Consider the following 17,754-nt stretch of genomic DNA (forward strand, 5'->3'; position numbering starts at 1 on the left):
CTGTCCCTCCCTGGACCAGCCAACAACCAAAACAACCGACCAAACATAGCCCATCCAATCAGTTTTCAACAGAGCAAGGGGCTTAATAAACGCAACAGAAGTGTGCCAGGTCCGATGAGGTCATGACCTTCAGGAGAAAGATTTGCGTTTGACTCGACGGTGCATCAGAATCGGTGAGTCCGTAGCTCGGCAGCGTAGCCGAGTGGGCAGTTCAAGATCCAAGTGGGAAATCCCGGTTAACGACGCCGGCCAGATCGTTGAATTCGGCATTAAATCAATCGGTCAAACGGAAGCCTTTTTGTTGACGCGAACGCCCAAGAGCCTGCGTAGGTTGGCCTCGGGTTGCTCGGCAGCATATTGCTTTTGATTTGCCGATATCGCCGATACTCTAACACTCCGATCGAGAAGGCAACTGCATGAGCTTGATTCGCATCGTGACTGTCATCGCCGTCGCGGCTACGGGCCTTTTAGCGCCGAACTTTGCCATCGCAACGATCGCTTATAACATCACCGACCTGGGCGATGCGGCAAGTTTCACTAGCCTGAACGACGCCGGTCAGATGGCGGGAATTTCAAACGACGCCGTACTTTATTCGAACGGGTCGCTGCTCCCTCTTGGCACGCTGGGCGGGTCATTCAGCACCGGCCTCGGCATCAACAACTCCGGTGACGTGGCCGGCTATTCGGCACTGAACGGTGCCCCCGGCAGCCACGCCTTTCTCTATTCCGGTGGCTCGATGCACGACCTCGGCACGCTGGGAGGGGCAATCACGAGCAAAGGTTACGACGTCAATGACAGTGGCGACGTGACCGGAGATTCCAACGGCCACGTGTTCCTCTATTCCGGCGGATCAATGCATGACCTCGGCACGCTCGGAGGGGCAGAGGGGCATGGCAACGCGATCAACGACAATGGCCAGATCGCGGGATCGTCGACTATAACAGGCGACACTGCGGATCACGCCTTTCTGTACTCCGGCGGTTCCATGCACGACCTCGGTACGGTCGGTGGCAATAATAGCGAAGGCTACGACCTCAACAATAGTGGCCAGGTCGTTGGCTACTCGCTCACGGCCAGCGATGTGCAGCACGCCTTCCTTTATTCTGGCGGCATGATGCACGACCTGGGCACGCTCGGCGGAACTTCCAGCGCGGCTGACGGGATCAACGACAGCGGCCAGGTGGTGGGCCAGTCGGCCATTCCCGGGAGCGGTGCGCAGCACGCGTTCCTGTATACAAACGGATTGATGGTCGATCTGAACTCGCTGATCGATCCGTCCTCCGGCTGGGTGCTACAGGACGGCCGAGCCATCAACAATGCTGGGCAAATCCTGGCCGACGCAAGAATCGGCGGCGACATCCACAGCGTTCTCCTCACGCCGGTTCCCGAGCCTTCGAGTTTCGCGCTGGTGAGCATGGCACTGGCCGGCATTCTCGCCCTGGCCAGCCGGCGTTTACGGATCAGGCTTAAGGCCTAATCCCACGCGTGCTGGACTGCGAGTGAACGTATTGCCAACCAGGCAGTTATCGCTGGATGCAAGATGTCCGCCGTCGGCATGATCCGGTGTGGCAGAGACGAGAGGTCCTTCTGCCGCCAGTTCCTTCTTGGTGGTTTTCCCTCGCGTCGCGAAAGTCGCTTGGGATCGACGTGACGACAACTCGATTCAAGGTCCTCGGAACTGAGAAAATAGGTATTAGAGAATAGAGGTAGCTCGTAGCGCGGCGCCCTAGGTGTTTTGTAATATGATCACCGCCGCGCCTTTAGTTAAATTGATCCTCGTCAGGTCGTCCCCTTCAGCGTATTCGCATTCGATGCGCGAGCCATACGGAGTATCCAGGCTAAAAGGCCAGGCGCCGGATGACCCACGTCATTTCGGACTTGCCCTTTGTCCGGCTGCGGAGACGCGTTCGGCTTGCCGGAACGCACGCAGGAAGTTACTCCCTAAAATCTTGCGAATGTCGTCCGCACTATGCCCGCGGTTGAGCAGTTCCTGAGTGATGTAAGGGTAGCAGGAGACGTCTTCGAGCTGGACGGGCAGTTTTGTGACTCCGTCGTAATCCGATCCGATGCCAACGTGGTCGATTCCGGCCACCTTGATTATATGTTCGATATGGTCGACCAGGGTATGCACGCTGCCGGCCGGCAGTTGCTCCTGTTCGCGCGTCGACCGGAACACCGAACTCGCCTCGCCTTCGTCCTTTGCCTGCCCGGTCGCGGCACGCCGGGCCATTCGCTCGGCAATCATTTTGGCACCGATCACCGCACGCTCGGGCACGATGAACCCCGAATAGAAATTGACCATCACGACACCGCCATTCTGCGGAAGTTCACGCAGCACGTCATCCGGTACATTACGAGGATGCGGCGCCACACCGAACGCCGACGAGTGCGAGGCAATCACCGGAGCCCGGCTGACCCGTAATGCGTCCTTCATGGCCGCAGCCGAGATATGGGAAATGTCGACCAGCATTCCCAAATCATTCATCGTGCGTACCACGTCCTCTCCGAACGGGGATAGCCCGTCCGATCGTGGCGCGTCGGTGGCGGAATCGACCCAATCGAGCGTATCGGAATGGGCCAACGTCATGTAACGGACGCCCAGGTCGTACAGCCTGCGCAGCGAGGCCAGCGAATTCTCGATCGCATGCCCTCCTTCCACGCCGATCAGCGAAGCGATTTTGCCCGACCGATGGATGCGCTCGATGTCGTCTGCCGTGAGCGCAAGTTCCAGATCGTCAGGATAACGGGCCACCAGCCGCCGAATCAGGTCGATCTGCTCGAGCGTGACCTTGGCCGCCTCGCCGCGGTTAATCGTTTCGACCGGTGCGTACGCCGACCAGAATTGCGCGCCAACGCCACCGGCCCGCAATCGCGACAAGTCCGTGTCGAGCGAAGGTTGCGGCTGCGAGATATCGAGCTTATCGAAGCCAGAGTCTCCCTTGGTGCGCAATTGCCAGGGGAGGTCGTTGTGTCCGTCGATCAACAAAGCGCTTCTGTGCAATTCGCGCGCGGCGTCCGACAGCACAATGGGTGGCCTGGTTGGATTTTTGGCAGGCGTCGGGGATTCGTCAGCCGTGGCCTCGCGTCTTGCTCCTAGCAGGGCAACGATCGCAAGCACGCAGATCGAATAGCGGGGGCGTTTCATAATAGGCAGGCTCCGTCGCCAGGGATTCGGCGGGTTGCTGCATTCTGCGTCGTTGCGACCAGCTTGCCAAGCTGCTATTTCGCAGTCGTAAGGTCCCATACAAGCCAAAAAAAAGCCCCACGAGGTCGTGGGGCTGGTAGATCTCTTTCAGATTGGCGAACGGCACGTCGACTTCAAAAAAGTCGTCCGTGTCGTACGTTAGCTACGAACTTTTGCGACGACGCAACCGCACCACGACCAGGCTGACAAAGCCCAAGCCGGCCAGCACGATTGTGGATGGCTCGGGAATGCCCGGGGCACTACCGCCGAGTCCCTGCACGATCAAGCCAGTCGAACCGGGGGCTGCGTTGATCACGACGAAGTCGAGGTGGTTTACGCCGGATCCAAAATTGGATCCAACCGGAACCGAGAAGGGAGTAGGCGTCCCCGAACCGTTAAGATTTGTCGTAAAGCCGACATAGGCGCCATTCAGGTAGATCAAACCAATCGTGTCGACCGCCCACGAACCGGTGATCGTAGCTTGGGTCGGATCGAGGCCGGCCATGTTGAACGGCAAATCATAAATATAGGTGCCGACCGCATTGCCGAACCCTGCCGCACCATTGTCAGTTGGTGTTTGCAAAGCGTTCGGGCTGATCCATTGAGCGGTCGGTGTGTTGGGCGTCCACCCGGCAGGCAATGGCGAGTCCGTGACGAGGGCGTTCGGACCAGGGAAGGACAAATCGTCGCTGGAAATCAGCGCATAGTGAGGATCGACTACACCCGCGGCTAGCGGGGTGCCAGTGCCATCCACACCGGTGTTAAACAGGCCAGGTATCGACATCATCGTCGCCTGGGCGATTCCGGACACGTTGAGTAGCAAGGCGACGGCGAGGACCGTCACACCCAGTCGAGAGGTTTTCAGTAATGGTGTGCAACGCGAGCTAATGCATCTCACAGGAGTGCCTTTCTCAGTTGAATATCGAACAACGAATAGAACCAGTTGCGAAACGCGAGGAACTATTTGTCCGTATTCACTAGCTACCCTGGAGACGCAGGACCCTATGGTCCGCCCGTAAAAGTTAAGTTGCAAAAAGGTTTCCCCTGGCGGGAAACAACACATCGAAAATATTCAAAAAATCGCGCCGGACGATGATGAAAGCTAGCCGGATCGAGGGGCGGACTCCGGTTGCGTTCTGCGGAAACCATCGGGTTTCCGACAACGAGCGCAAAAGAAATCCCACAGGACTGACATCAACTAGCTGAAAACCGATCGACAGACAGAGTTATTGGTTGAAAAACTCTAAGTCGATTTTCACTAGCTATCCTGCGGGACAAATGGATGGCATGCACACAGCACGCCCAACGTGCCGCGATTTTAGGGTGATCATCAAAGCCCGTCAACAAAAAAGTTGCTGGAATCGAGCTGCTGGCTAGCTGCTAGCAGGCATGTTGATCCCGGTTCATTACGTAAGTTCCTTGTCATTAACGGTTTGTGGGTATCATGTTGGGCCGGGAAGTACTGGCCGCAGTCCAGGAATTGGCTAGCACTCTCGCTTGCAAAGGCCGCCGAGGGCTTTACCTCAGAGATCACCCGATGACGGAGGACGCGTTGCGTCGTACCGGATTTCCCGAGTTTTTGGCGACGTTCTTTCGGCCAAATCATCGACGTCGGCGTGTAATAGACAGACGGCCAACGACCGTACCCTGACCGGAAGATTGGATGAGTTCCTCGGCCGCTGCCACGGACCACGAATTGATGCGCCGCTGCCAATTCGGCGATGCGGTCGCATTCGAGGTGCTGGTGCGCCGCTGGCAAGGGCCCATCGGCCGGATGGTCGGCCACCTGCTGCCGCCAGGCGCAGATATCGACGACTTGTGCCAAGAGGTGTTCGTCCGTGTCCTGCGGGCGCGCGAACATTATCAACCCAACCATTCGTTCTCGACCTGGATGTATCAAATCGCGCTGAACGTTGCTCGCGATAGCCGGCGGCGTGCCGGTCGTCGTCCGCAGGAGCCGCTTGCCGCGCGCGACGTCGCCTCTGGCGAGCCTGGCCCGGATGATTCGCTCGAGCGACAAGAAACGTCGACGGCGGTAGCTGCCGCCGTGGCCGCACTGCCCGAGCGATTGCGTGAGGTACTCGTGTTGAAACACTTTGGAAAACTTTCTTTCAGCGAAGTGGCGATCGCCACCGGTTTGCCCCTCGGCACGGTGAAATCACGTATGCAGGCGGCATTCGTGCAACTGCGTGTCGAGTTGCGCCGTCTTGGAATCACAGAATCGGAATGAAGCCATGCGTTGCCAAGAATTGTCTGAGCTAATCCTGTTGTTGGTCTACGACGAACTTGGTGTCGCCGACCAGGCACTCGTCGAAGAGCATCTGGCCAGCTGTCCGGCATGTCGCGCCGAGCTATCTGCGCTGCAAGCGACGCAGCGGCTGCTCGACCTGACGCCGGCGCGACAAACGCAAGTCGATTTGGCGGCAGTCTGCTTGCGCATTGCCGACCGTGAACGTCGCAGCCGTGCATGGCGGCGTTGGGGGTTGGGTGTTACGAGCCTGGCGGCCAGCCTGGTTGCTTTGGCTGCGGTGCGTTTGCTGCATGTGGAATTCGCGCCAGGGCATGTAGTCGTTGCCTGGCGGCAACCATCCCCCGTGCCGCCCGAACCGGCTGAAGCGCCGGCGGGGCAGGGCGGGGGCGCTGCTGACATTCAATATGCGGCGACAGAGCGCGCTGCCACGGATGGTCCTGATAGTGCGGTGTCGCCGGTTTATCGTTTTGACAGTCGCAAAGATGTCGTTGAATCGGCGTTACTCGACTCGCGCGGTCAGGCGTTGATGTTCAGCACCGCGCGAGGCGGCAGTTTGCCAGGAGCAAGTTGGGATGCGCGACGCTATGCGCAGCCGATTACGGATGCGACCAGGGCTGCGGATCGCGCCATGAACTACGGCGATCTGCGCCGCGAACTGTTGGACGAAGAGAGGGTCGACGGTCCGACTCGTAATCCGCGCGGGGCATGAAACAAAGATCAGAAATGCGGTGCGGCTATGCCGGTCGCGCCGCTAATAAAATCGGAGGATCAGATGCGAAATCCGTTCTCAGGACCACAGCACGTTCGTTGCCGGATAGTTCCGGGCAGGCAGGTGTTCTCAGCCTGCCTTGGTACCCTCGCGTTCTTGTCGGTGATTGCCGCCCACGTGGCGCCGCTGCGGGCCGATGACACCACGAATATGGCGCCGGTGACGAAGTTCGTCGTGCGGGCCACGCCCGAGCCGGTACCCGCGCTCAAATATCGGCTGCTGCCATCGTTCCTGGACCTGAAGCCGGGCAACGCGGCGATCGTCTATACGAAGATTGCCGTCGAGTTCCAAGGCCCCTTATCCGATCAGGCGCGAGAGATCATCGAGAAGATCGCCGATTGGCAAGAGGTGCCAGCGGAAAAGCTCCCCCGTGCCGAGGTCGAAGCGGCACTGGCGATGCACGCCGAGCGAATCAAGGAAGCCGGCCGCGCCGCGCGCATGGAAACGTGCGATTGGCAACTCCCTGTGCGCGGCGATAAACCTTGGACGATCATGCTCCCCGAAGTTCAAGGGATTCGTTCGGTCGCGCGTGTGGTCATTTTGCGATCCCGGTTGGCAATCGCCGACGGGCGATTCGACGATGCGCTGTACGATCTGCAAACCACCTTTGCCATGGCGCGCCATGTGAGCCAGGGGCCAACGCTCGTCAATGGGTTGGTGGGGATTGCGATTTCCGGAATCGGCTTCCGGGAGGTCGAAGGCTTGATGCGCGCTCCCAACGCGCCGAACTTGTACTGGGCCATCATGGGGTTGCCGCGTCCGTGGATTGACTTGCGGCCGGCCATGGACGCAGAGACCCACTTTATCGATTTCAGCTTTCCCAAGTTGCAGGATGTTGATTCGGCTCGGTATTCGGCCGATCAATGGCGTGAGCAGTTGGTGGGCGTCGCCGCCAATATGGCATCCCTGCTCGAGATAGCCCCTCCGGCTTCGGCGGTGGCTCCGGAGTACATCGCGGCAGGGTTCGCAATTAAGACTTATCCGCGTGGCAAGAAACTGCTGATTGCAGCCGGAATACCGGTCGCCGACGTCGAAAAGATGCCGGTTGCCGAAGTTGCCTTGCGGGGCATGATGCAAGATTACCGGCGCGTGCGCGACGAGAATTTCAAATGGTCGTATGTCCCTTACGCACAGCGCGGCGACGGACCGAAACGGGCCGCAAAAGAAATAGAGAACGCGACAGCGCACGTGGAGGGCTACCCCTTCGTCAGTTTGCTGTCAGCCGTATCGGCCGTATCGCTAGCGCAAGTCCGTAGCGAACGACTGGTCGCGATCCATGCCGCGGTCGAAGCGCTGCGCATTCACGCGGCTGCCCACGGCGGACAACTGCCTGCGCGGCTGAGCGACGTGACGCTCGCGCCGGTGCTCGACGACCCGCTAACGGGAAAGCAGTTCGGCTATACGGTCACGGGGCGAACCGCCGCGATCACCAGCCCAGCTCCCGCCGGCCTCGATCCGGCGCATTTTGCGCTCGAATATGAATTAACCATTCAGCCCTAACGGATCTGACAAACACCAGCGTCTCAGGAGCCAACCGATGCGCTTAAAGATCATTTTTTCGACAACGATCGCCTGTGCATGTGTCACGTTGAGTGGCATGCTCGCGGCCGCGCAGGAAAAAGCCGGGGCCGGCCTGGCCCAGACTATCGCAGCGATTGTGGACGACCAAACGTTTCTCGTTGCGCACGTCGACCTGGACGAGCTCGATGCCGGTGCAGGGCTCGATCGATTGAGCCACATATTGAAGTTGTCTGATAGTTATCTTGCGGCGCTATCGCTGTCGAAGATGGCGCTAGTCGATACGGTGTCCAAGCTAAAAAAATCCGGCGCGCAAGAACTGTTCTTGGTATCTAGCATTGCTGACTTACCGGGGGTGCCGTACGTTCTTGCCGTGCCAGTCGATGCCAAAACGGATACAGCTCCGATCGTTGCACAATTGGGTATTCCCCTGTTGCATGGCGCACAAGGCGCGGCGCATCATCGGGTAGGCAATCTGCTATTGATCGGCGGTTCCCAAGCGATCGAACGCTTGAAGAACATCAAGCCGACGCCGCGCCCCGAGTTGGCCGCCGCCTGCGACGCGATTGCCGGCAGCACCGCAAAACTATTGCTGGTGCCGCCCGCCGATGTGCGCCGCATCATCGAAGAGATATTGCCTAACTTGCCCGCGCAACTTGGTGGAGGCGCGACTCGCATCTTGACGCAAGGAGCATTGTGGGGCGCGGTCGGCTTTGACTTGTCGCCAAAAAAGATGGCCGCGCGTGCCGTCGTACAATCCGCTGATCCAGCGGCAGCCGTGGCGCTGAACGTCGAGCTCTCCAGAATATTGCAAGCCGTCGGACAAAGTTCCGAAATGCAGCGGCTCGTCCCCAAGTTCGCAGAGTTTGCCCAGGCAATCAAGCCGACAGTCTCGGGCGATCGACTGACCTTGGAATTGAATGAAGCCAATGATGGATTATCGGCCCTGTCCTCGCTTCTGGCGCCACCGGTCGAAGCGGCGCGTGCTGCGGCAACACGTTACAGATCGACGAACAACCTGAAGCAGATTATGTTGGCTATGCTCAATTATTCCAGCGCCAACAACAACAGATTTCCTGCCCGTGCGAGCCATTCTGCGGATGGCAAGCCGCTGCTGAGCTGGCGGGTGCACATTTTGCCGTACCTGGTCGGTCGCGACGGTAATGCGCTTTACAAGCAATTCAAGCTCGACGAGCCCTGGGACAGCGAGCACAACCGCAAGCTGATCGATCGGATGCCGGATGTGTTGCGCAGTCCGCTGTCGACGGCCGGCGCCGGACAGACAACTTACGTCGTGCCGGTGCTAGAGGGGGGCATCTTTGGCGGCCGCGAATCTCTCGAATTCAAGCAAATCGTCGACGGTACAAGTAATACGATCGCCGTCGTCGAGGCAGATGATGACCACGCCGTGGTGTGGACCAAACCCGACGATATCGAGATCGACGTTAGCGATCCGGCGCACGGGCTGCGGCGAGCGACGATCAACGGCTTTCTGGCTGCCATGGCCGACGGTAGCGTGCGATTTCTCGCCGCCGATCTGGGTGCGGACATATTGAAGCCCGCGTTTACGGCAAACGGCAGGGAACCGGTTCGTTTGCCCTAAATGCCTGTTGCGCGGAAATCGTAACTGCCCCGATTTTCAGACCGCTTCGGCTTCGGTCGCCTCGCGCAAAAGGCTAGCCTGCGGGAAGTACTTATCCACGATGGCCGCGAAATCTTGCGGAGTTGCCATCTGTGAGACGCGCGTGCGAAATTCCCGCGCGCCGGGGCGGCCTTGGGCGTAGCAGCAGGCAAATCGCCGCATCAAGATCGTGCCGCGCGCCGGGCCGAAGCGTTCGCACACCAGCGCGTAATGATGCACCAATAGTTCTCGCTCTTCCGCCAGCGTCGGGTCAGGAGGCACGGGCTCGCCTCGTAGCGCCGCCTGCGCCTGGCGGAACAGCCACGGCTTTGACAGTGCCGCGCGCGCGATCATCACGCCATCGACGTCGTAGCGGGTCAACGCGTCCACCACCTTGGCCGCCGAGTCCAGGTCGCCGTTGCCGATCAGCGGAATCCGCTTCAGGTAGGGCTTGATCGCCGAAATTCGGTCCCAATCAGCCGAGCCCTTGAAAAAGTCCTGCGCTGTGCGGCCGTGAACCGTGAGTGCCGCGGCCCCGGCTGACTCGACGACCTGGGCGATCTCGAACGCCGTGATGTTGTCACGCGTGCACCCTAGTCGGATTTTGGCCGTGACGGGCGTGGGCGCGCAGGCCGCCACGACGCGCTCGACGATCGCGCCCACGCGGTCAGGGCATTTCAATAGATAGCTGCCACTTTGCGCCGCCACGGTGATCTGCTTGACCGGGCAGCCGAAGTTGATATCCACCACGCTGACTTTGAATTCGTGTGCCAGCCGCGCACCGACGGCCGCCAACGTGCCTGGATCGTTGTCCCAAATTTGTACGGCCAGCGGGCGTGGCTCATCCTTGACGCCCCATAACCGATCAGGAAACTCGCCGTCGCGCTCGTCTTTGGCCAGAAAGCCGCGGGCGCTGACCATTTCGGTAGCTTGCAGCCCAGCGCCACCAAACTCACGGACGATCTGCCGATAGGCGAAATTGGTGAAGCCCGCCATCGGTGCCTGTAGGACCGGCGGATCGACCACCACGTTGCCGATCATCAGAGGGCGCACAGCGCCGGAAGCAGCAGCGCTAGGAGGCCTGAGCGATGAGCGCTCGGCCGTTGGGGATTCCGATTGGGCCATGATTCAACGATCTGCGTTTGCCCGTGACGAGGCGATTTCGTCCGCGGTCACCAGCGCCCGCACCAGCGACCCATTGGTCGTCGCCGGCGGAAGGACGATGCTCGCAAAGTTGGCTATCTCGACATTATAGTCGGCTAGCCGCGCCAAGAAGGCCGTCGTCTCTGTCGTTTGGGCCTGAATTGCCTTGAGGGCTTGACGAGTCTCGGTCAGTGCATCGCCGGAATCAAGCACTGTAGATCCCCGAGCCTGATCGGCAGCAACCACGGCCGCGGCGCGCTCGGCAACCGTGCGACGCAACTGCGGAATCACGGCCGCTAGCCGTTGCACGTTTGGCGAATCCCGCACGTCGCGGGGCAAATCGGCCAGTTGCATGCGATATCCGCCGGCATGGGGAGGCGTTTCAGCCACCAGCCATTTGGCCGTAAGCGGTCGGCCGGCCGACATGGTCAGTGACCATTCGGCCCCCAGCCGATCTGCCTGAGCGCGACGGGAGTCCGCTTCGGCGGCCAACTGCGCGGCACGCACTAAAAGCATCGCTGGGCCAGCACCGCGCGCGCCGCCAATGTGCCCGACCGCGATTGTTGCCCCGAGGGCCTCGAATTGTTCGAGTTGTTGCGCGAGCGCCTGCGCGCACGCCGTATAGAACTGCGAGTGCCAATATGCTGTCAGGGCATCGCGTCGGCGCTCAACTGGTACTACCGCCAGGAAGTTTTCGAGCGAGATGGGCGTGACGTTGGCGCTGGCTTCCGCCGGTTCCCAGCACAGTACCAGGGCCAGCTGTCGGGCCTGATCTTCAGCCGTCATCTGCCGTAGCGCAGGGTAAAGATACGTGGGCGTGCTCGCCGCCGGCGCGACATCAGCGGCGGCCGTGGTGGCTTGTTCGCTGCCCAGCGGACGAGCGGCTTCGTGCGCTTTGGCGTCACCAATGTTGATGGGGGGTTGCATCGTGCCGCCAGCCTTGGTGACTCCTATGCGCGGCGGTTTGGGATCTTGTTCCTGCCGGGGTGGCTGCGTCGGTTGTGGCGGCGCCAATGTCGGCTCGTTGCGTGCGGGTGCCGCGGGGTAGCCCGGCGGCGGCGCTAGCTGGATCTGCCCTTCGGGGACTGGTTGCAGGGGGCTCGCGGGGGGCATTCCGATCTGTTGATTGAAGCCAGCGCGTTCTACACCGCCGGCCATCCCTGGGCTTGCCCCGGTCCCTCCGGCGATCGCGGACGGACGCGCCGAAGCCGACGGCTTGATCAGCATCGAAGCGAGGCCCTGCGCATCCAAGGTGGGCGTAGGCGCCGACATGGCATACTCGGCAATTTCATAGTTGTAGACACGCACATCCGCCAAGAAGGCGCGCCGCTGTGACGCCAGATCATCAATCAACGTGAGCACGAGGGCCAGATCGCTGCGCCCTTCGAAATGCGATTCTTCGACGGCCTCGAGCGCATCCGCGGCCGCCTGCACCGCGACGGCCCGCGCGTCGATCGCACCGCGACGTATCGGCAATGTACGGTCAATCAGCACAGCGCGGGCCGGAATCGTACGACCCGTGTAAACCTGCTCCAGCAACGTGCGGTAGGGGCCGACATGAGGCGGGTCAATCGGCAGCGGCAACGCTTGACCTGCAGGTAGACGGATGGCGCCAGCCAAATCGTATTGCGCAGCGACCAGGGCCAGTTCCGCATCCTGCAAGCGCGCTTTGGCCGCGGCCAGCCGCGTGGAGAGCATGTGCTGCTCGGGTGATGGTTGCTCCTGCGGCGAGGTGGCTGGTTTCAGACGCTCGATCTGCTGATATTCGTCCCACGTGAAGTTGTAATCTGCCAACGTCTCGGCCAAGCGCCAGTAGCTCTCCGTGGCGCGCAATTGCGACGTGCGGTCCGATGCCGAGCGTAACACGTCAACCAGGCTCAGTGGCCGCCCGCGAACTTTGTCACCCTCGGGAGCGACCATGGCGGTGCTAAGAATGTCGAGCGGGGTGGTCCGCGACGTGCGCGGGCCGACAGCCACGAGTGGCGCTGCCGCGTTCGGTGCACTAGGTGCCTGCGCCTCGCCTTGACCGGCCGAAGGCTCGGAAACGGCTGCCGGCGGGGCTACATCAGGCGCGGCACGCTCGGCGGGCGCAGCGTGGCCGTGGTGCTGCTCTCGCGGGGCGCTCGGCAATTGCGCCGCCGGAGGCAGCTGAGCCAAAAAACCGCACAAAAGGAGATGACTAACGTACATCCCTGGATCCTCCAGGAGGGCGTTTAGCAAATGAACTGTGTTTCCAGCGTGACCGGTTACTGCCAAAGCGTCAACAGGCCCATAGCGAAAGCTGTCCAAGACGCGGGGCTGAGTCGTTCAGCGTGTCGCGGTCTACCGTCATTCGACTATGCAAGGACCAGTCAAACAGTGGACACGGCGCGGGAAACTTTGCGCAGCTTGCCTTGGCTCCATGCCGCGGCGGAAGTCGCTCGCGGTTGACGGGCACTCTTGAGCCGGGTGAGAATGCAGCTCGACGTTCGTCCCGGTGCGGGCTGAATGTTGCTCCAGATCCACGTCCCTTTGTCGCGTCTGAGGCAAAAAACGATATGTCGTCGAGACGCGACGGTAAGAGCCTTCCGAGCGATGTAACCAACGTGACGCAGACGCGACGCCTGGGAGTTCGGTCGATCTTCCTTGGTTTCGCGGGCGGGTCGGTCTTGGCACTTGCTGTCTTGTTGGGGGTGCTGATCGCGCGGCGCGAGCCATCGGTGCCGATGGTCACGCGTGAAGAATTGGCCGCCGCCGAGCGACTTTGGCAAACGCATGGTCCGGCCAGCTATACGATGGACCTGTTGATCGGTGGTCGGCAGCCCGGGCCGGTCCACATTGAAGTGAGTGACGGCACCGTCACGCGCATGACACGCGACGGGGTCACACCGTCGCAACGTCGCACTTGGGAATACTGGACGGTGCCCGAGCAGTTCGAGACGATCCGCCAAGATTTCGATTCCGCGGAGACCGCCGGTGGATTTGGCGCGGCGCCCGGCACGCAAACGATTTTAAAGGCCGACTTCGACCCGCAGTACGGCTACCCGCGGCGCTACCAGCGTTTCGTCCTGGCGTCCAAGACGCCTGCGCAGTCTCCGTCTCTCGCACCAATTGAGTCTTCAGCGGGCGCCGATCTCGACGTCGACTGGCGCGTCACGCGCTTCGAGGCCGGGAAATGACCAATCGCGGGCGGGCGCGAGTGGGCTCGATCCTTCGTCAGCACCTATTTTCGAGATAATTGTCCGATGCCCGATTGGCAGGGAAAAGTTGTATTGGTGACCGGCGGATCGAGCGGCTTGGGCCGTGCGATTGCCGCCGCGTTCGCGGCGCGCAAGGCGCGCGTGGTGATCGCGGCCCGCGGCGCCGAGGCGCTCGAGCGCGTGGCTGTCGAACTCCGGCAGCAAGGGCTCGACGTCACCGCGATCCCGGCCGATCTGACCGACCAGGCATCGGTCGAGTCGCTCGTAGCTCAAGTCATTGCTGGCTTCGGCCGGCTCGATGTACTGGTCAACAACGCGGGGAGATCGAGCCGCCGCGCCGTCCTCGATACCACGCCTGAGGATTTTCAGGCGCTCATGGATTTGAATTTGCTCGGGGTGGTTCGTCTGACGCGTGCTGCCGCCAGCCATTTGCTCTCCTCCCACGGCCACCTGGTGAACATCGGGTCGCTCGCCGGCAAGTCGGCCACGAGGTACATGGGGGCCTATCCGGCCAGTAAATTCGCACTTAGTGCTTATTCGCAGCAACTGCGCTTGGAACTCGCGCCCCAAGGACTGCACGTGCTCCTGGTGTGCCCAGGTCCGATTGCACGCGACGAACCGCGCTCGTCGCACAGCGAGCGTGCCCAAGAGAATGTCGAGGGCATTCCGGAAAGTGCCCGAAAACCGGGGGCCGGCGTGAAGGTGACGCAGCTGCGCCCTGAAGATTTGGCCGAACGCATCGTGCGCGCCTGCGAACGGCGAAACCCAGAGTTGATTGTGCCGGGCAAGGCGCGACTGCTCTTTGCAATCTCGGCACTTTCAGCGCGCTGGGGAGATTGGCTGGTACGGCGGATGACCAGTTGATGCGCCGCGACGCCTTGTGATTTATCGCCAGTCAGTCAGTGAATCGCGTTTAGCCGATAGCGTCTCGACGTCGTTCACTCGATGATTGTCGAAACATGCCCTTGCCGGTCGACCTTGGGTAGCACTTTGGGCTGGTAGATCTCGGTGTAGGCTTTGGCCTTACGGTGCAGGTCGAGTGCGTCGGTCGACTCCCAACGTTCGACGAGCAGAAACCGCGTTTCGTCGACCGTCGAGTGATAGACCTCGAACCGCAGGCAGCCGGGCTCAGCCCGAGAAAGGCGCCCCTGTTCGCGCAACAGTTCGCGAATTTCGGGAATGTCTTTGGCGTCCTTCACAGTTAACCAGATGTTGGCGCAGATCATGGCAGGAATCTCATTGGTCTGGTGACGATTGTCGAGTTCACAGTGAACCCGTTGGCAATGGAAATCGAATTAGCCTGGGAAGTTTTTTAGTCTATGGATTCCCAGGTGCCAAGAGACTGCCCAGGGCGATCTTTTCGAGTTGCTCACAACTGACCGTCGTCATGGTAAGCCCAGTACCCAAGTCGGCAAAAAGCGGCGGTTTCACAGTCAGTGATGCTTACCATCGTTGAGCTAATGTCGCGTCATAACCTGGTTCAGCAGCGGATTGAACCAGTTTTCGTACTGTGGTGAGCCCTCTTCGATCGTACCCTCGCCAGCCTCGAACGATGTATTCGGCACAGTTGCCGCCACCTTGAGGATCGCCAGGCTGAGATTCGTCAGCTCGGCGACGTGTTCGGGCATCACCCACACATAGACGCCGCGATAATGTCCCACGTAGCTCGCGCTATGTGGAACGTTGCGAAGCTTGCCGGCGCCCCACCAACAAGGCGTCATGTAGACGGAAGGGTCAATGTGATAGGCACTGTGCAGATACTCGGCGTGACGCTCGTCTTGGCACGAACCAGTGACCAACGAGGCGTACATAAAGCGCATGTCGGCAAGCTTGGGTGCTTGATAGACGGGCGCTAGACTCCAATTTTCGTTTCGCTGGCGTGAAGCATTCAGGCCAACTGCCTGATTGAAATAACTGAACGTGTTGAACGGAAACGCCCAGTTGGACGAAGCGCCGACCGAACCGTAGTCCTTGATGTCGCTCACGCCACCGCCGACGCCAGCGAAATAAGGCATCGAGCCGGGATTGTTCACAAACATCGCAATGTTATCGAGAACTTGCTCATACTGGATGTCAGTCCAGGTTCGAGCCTGATTCAATGCGCTGCGACGCAACTGAAGGCTTGTGCACCCGCAGCAGACCAAAACCGCGCATCCCGTCGCGAGCAGTTTCTTCGCCATCTGGCACCGCCTTCTTCATTTGCCGCAATACGTCGTTCGAAATTTGAGGACGTTCCCCGGTCCCTTCTCACGACGCAGGAATAGGAGCACGCCGTCGCCGGCGACCGCGGGCAGGTCTACCGCTACCGAGGGGAAGGCGAGATTAAACCAACTGGTTCGCAGGCACCAAGTGCGATTTAACCGGTTTGCCTGTACATTGCGTAAGGCGCGTTGCATGCTCCCCCGAACGGGTTTGGGATGCGCACGACCGGCAGTTTGCATAAGGGGTCGTCGCACCGCGGCCGTCGTTTCGAGTCTGCCAGAACGTCGGGCAGCGTGCTATCGTCGGCGGTCATCAGGGACATTCCTGCCGCCGGCGGTAGCGAAAACCGGGGCAGGGGCGATTGCCAGTCCGCCCTTCGTTTGGCACCATACTGGCTTGCGCCCGGGACATATGGCTCGGGCTTCCATTGAACAACGCCTGATTTCGTCCTTTTAGAGAACCTACCCCCATGGCCGCATTCCCCGAAGTTTCGAAGATCCGCTACGAGGGCCCTCAGTCGAAGAATCCGCTCGCTTTTCACCACTACAATCCCGACGAGATTGTGGAGGGCAAGGCGATGAAGGATCACTTCCGCTTTAGCGTGGCCTATTGGCACACCTTCCGCGGCGCCGGCGCCGATCCGTTCGGCCCGGGTACGGCTGTGCGTCCTTGGGAAGCGCCCGTTGACTCGGTCGAGAATGCGATTAATCGCGTCCACGTAGCATTCGAGTTCATGGAGAAGCTGGGCGTTCCCTATTATTGCTTCCACGATCGAGATGTGGCGCCCGAGGGCCCGACACTGGCCGAATCGAACAAGAATTTCGACGCCATCGCCAAGGCTCTCAAGGAGGAGCAACAGCGGACGGGCATCAAGCTGCTGTGGGGCACGGCCAACTTGTTCAGCAACCCTCGCTACGTTCACGGGGCCGCGACCAGCCCTAATGCTGATTCGTTCGCCTTTGCCGCGGCCCAGGTCAAGAAGGCCCTCGAGGTTACCAAGGATCTAGGTGGCCAAGGCTATACGTTCTGGGGAGGCCGCGAGGGTTATCAGAATCTGTGGAACACCGACATGAAGCGCGAGGTCGACCACCTGGCCCGTTTCATGCATATGGCGGTCGATTATGCCAAGGCCATCGGCTTCACCGGCCAGTTCTACTTCGAGCCCAAGCCGAAGGAACCGACCAAGCATCAATACGACTTCGACGTGGCAGCTTGCATCAATTTCCTCAGAGCATACGGCCTAGAGAAGCATATAAAGATGAACATCGAGGCCAATCATGCCACGCTGGCCGGCCACTCGATGCATCACGAGTTGGAATATGCCGCGATGCAGGGATTCCTGGGTTCGGTCGACGCCAACTACGGCGACCTGATGCTTGGCTGGGACACGGATCAGTTTCCGACCGACATCTATCTCACGACGCAAATCATGCTCGTACTGTTGAAGTACGGCGGCTTCACGACAGGCGGCTTGAACTTCGACGCTAAAGTTCGCCGCGAGAGCTTTGAGCCGGTCGATCTATTCCACGCCCACATCGGCGGCATGGACGCCTTCGCCCGTGGCTTGAAGATTGCCGCTGCGATTCGCGCCGATGGTCGGCTGGCCGACATGCTGAAAACACGCTACAGCAGTTGGGATAGCGGTGTGGGGGCCGAGATCGAGTCGGGCAAGGCGGACTTCAAGTCGCTCGAGGCCTACATGCTGAAGAAGGGGGACGGCACCCCCAACACCAGCGGCCGGCAAGAGATGCTCGAAAACCTGATCAACACGTTTGTATAGATCAGCGATCGATTCGCACTGGACAGCGGTGTTCCATCGGTGCTCGATGCAAACACCAGAAGCGCACCTACCGCATCGCAAAGAACGTTAGACCGTGCGCACCCCG

Annotated in this window: 14 protein-coding genes; 8 read left to right on the top strand and 6 right to left on the bottom strand. The window is 60.3% G+C overall.

The window, feature by feature from the left end; translation table 11 throughout:
• Positions 1–416 precede the first annotated feature (416 nt).
• Positions 417–1,478: a PEP-CTERM sorting domain-containing protein gene (locus VGG64_05800; protein ID HEY1599094.1), complete on the top strand. Its 1,062-nt coding sequence runs from the start codon at positions 417–419 to the stop codon at positions 1,476–1,478.
• A gap of 390 nt (positions 1,479–1,868) precedes the next feature.
• Here the strand turns inward: VGG64_05800 and VGG64_05805 are convergent, their stop codons facing one another.
• On the bottom strand, positions 1,869–3,146 hold the full coding sequence (locus tag VGG64_05805; GenBank protein ID HEY1599095.1) for a dipeptidase: 1,278 nt from the start codon (positions 3,144–3,146) through the stop codon (positions 1,869–1,871).
• A gap of 202 nt (positions 3,147–3,348) precedes the next feature.
• Entirely contained in the window at positions 3,349–4,029 is a 681-nt protein-coding gene (locus tag VGG64_05810; protein HEY1599096.1) for a PEP-CTERM sorting domain-containing protein, read from the bottom strand.
• 819 nt (positions 4,030–4,848) lie between these two features.
• On the opposite strand from VGG64_05810, the gene VGG64_05815 reads away from it, so the two are divergent.
• From VGG64_05815 to VGG64_05830, 4 genes are all read left to right on the top strand, one after another.
• Entirely contained in the window at positions 4,849–5,415 is a 567-nt protein-coding gene (locus VGG64_05815; GenBank protein HEY1599097.1) for a sigma-70 family RNA polymerase sigma factor, read from the top strand.
• A gap of 4 nt (positions 5,416–5,419) precedes the next feature.
• A complete protein-coding gene (locus VGG64_05820; GenBank protein ID HEY1599098.1) occupies positions 5,420–6,145 on the top strand; it encodes a zf-HC2 domain-containing protein in 726 nt (241 codons plus the stop codon).
• Between the two features lie 162 nt (positions 6,146–6,307).
• Positions 6,308–7,705 carry a hypothetical protein gene (locus VGG64_05825; protein HEY1599099.1) on the top strand — a complete coding sequence of 466 codons (1,398 nt, stop codon included), beginning with the start codon at positions 6,308–6,310 and terminating at the stop codon, positions 7,703–7,705.
• A gap of 37 nt (positions 7,706–7,742) precedes the next feature.
• Positions 7,743–9,326 (top strand): DUF1559 domain-containing protein, encoded by a 1,584-nt coding sequence (locus VGG64_05830; protein ID HEY1599100.1) that lies wholly within the window; start codon positions 7,743–7,745, stop codon positions 9,324–9,326.
• A gap of 36 nt (positions 9,327–9,362) precedes the next feature.
• Here the strand turns inward: VGG64_05830 and VGG64_05835 are convergent, their stop codons facing one another.
• On the bottom strand, positions 9,363–10,385 hold the full coding sequence (locus tag VGG64_05835; protein HEY1599101.1) for a tRNA-dihydrouridine synthase: 1,023 nt from the start codon (positions 10,383–10,385) through the stop codon (positions 9,363–9,365).
• A gap of 87 nt (positions 10,386–10,472) precedes the next feature.
• Positions 10,473–12,677 carry a hypothetical protein gene (locus VGG64_05840; GenBank protein ID HEY1599102.1) on the bottom strand — a complete coding sequence of 735 codons (2,205 nt, stop codon included), beginning with the start codon at positions 12,675–12,677 and terminating at the stop codon, positions 10,473–10,475.
• 347 nt (positions 12,678–13,024) lie between these two features.
• Between VGG64_05840 and VGG64_05845 the strand changes: the two genes are divergently transcribed.
• Together VGG64_05845 and VGG64_05850 are read left to right on the top strand one after the other, a co-directional pair.
• Positions 13,025–13,645, top strand: a complete 621-nt coding sequence (locus VGG64_05845) for a DUF6174 domain-containing protein (GenBank protein ID HEY1599103.1) — start codon at positions 13,025–13,027, stop codon at positions 13,643–13,645.
• Positions 13,646–13,711: 66 nt separating this feature from the next.
• Positions 13,712–14,530, top strand: coding sequence for an SDR family NAD(P)-dependent oxidoreductase (locus VGG64_05850; GenBank protein ID HEY1599104.1), 819 nt, complete (start codon positions 13,712–13,714; stop codon positions 14,528–14,530).
• Positions 14,531–14,604: 74 nt separating this feature from the next.
• Here VGG64_05850 and VGG64_05855 read toward each other — a convergent pair whose 3' ends face one another.
• Positions 14,605–14,892, bottom strand: coding sequence for a putative quinol monooxygenase (locus VGG64_05855; GenBank protein HEY1599105.1), 288 nt, complete (start codon positions 14,890–14,892; stop codon positions 14,605–14,607).
• Between the two features lie 231 nt (positions 14,893–15,123).
• Entirely contained in the window at positions 15,124–15,765 is a 642-nt protein-coding gene (locus tag VGG64_05860; GenBank protein HEY1599106.1) for a hypothetical protein, read from the bottom strand.
• A gap of 572 nt (positions 15,766–16,337) precedes the next feature.
• Here VGG64_05860 and xylA point away from each other — a divergent pair.
• A complete protein-coding gene (xylA, locus tag VGG64_05865; GenBank protein ID HEY1599107.1) occupies positions 16,338–17,648 on the top strand; it encodes a xylose isomerase in 1,311 nt (436 codons plus the stop codon).
• Positions 17,649–17,754 lie beyond the last annotated feature (106 nt).

This window comes from Pirellulales bacterium, from assembly GCA_036490175.1.
GTDB lineage: Bacteria > Planctomycetota > Planctomycetia > Pirellulales > JACPPG01 > JACPPG01.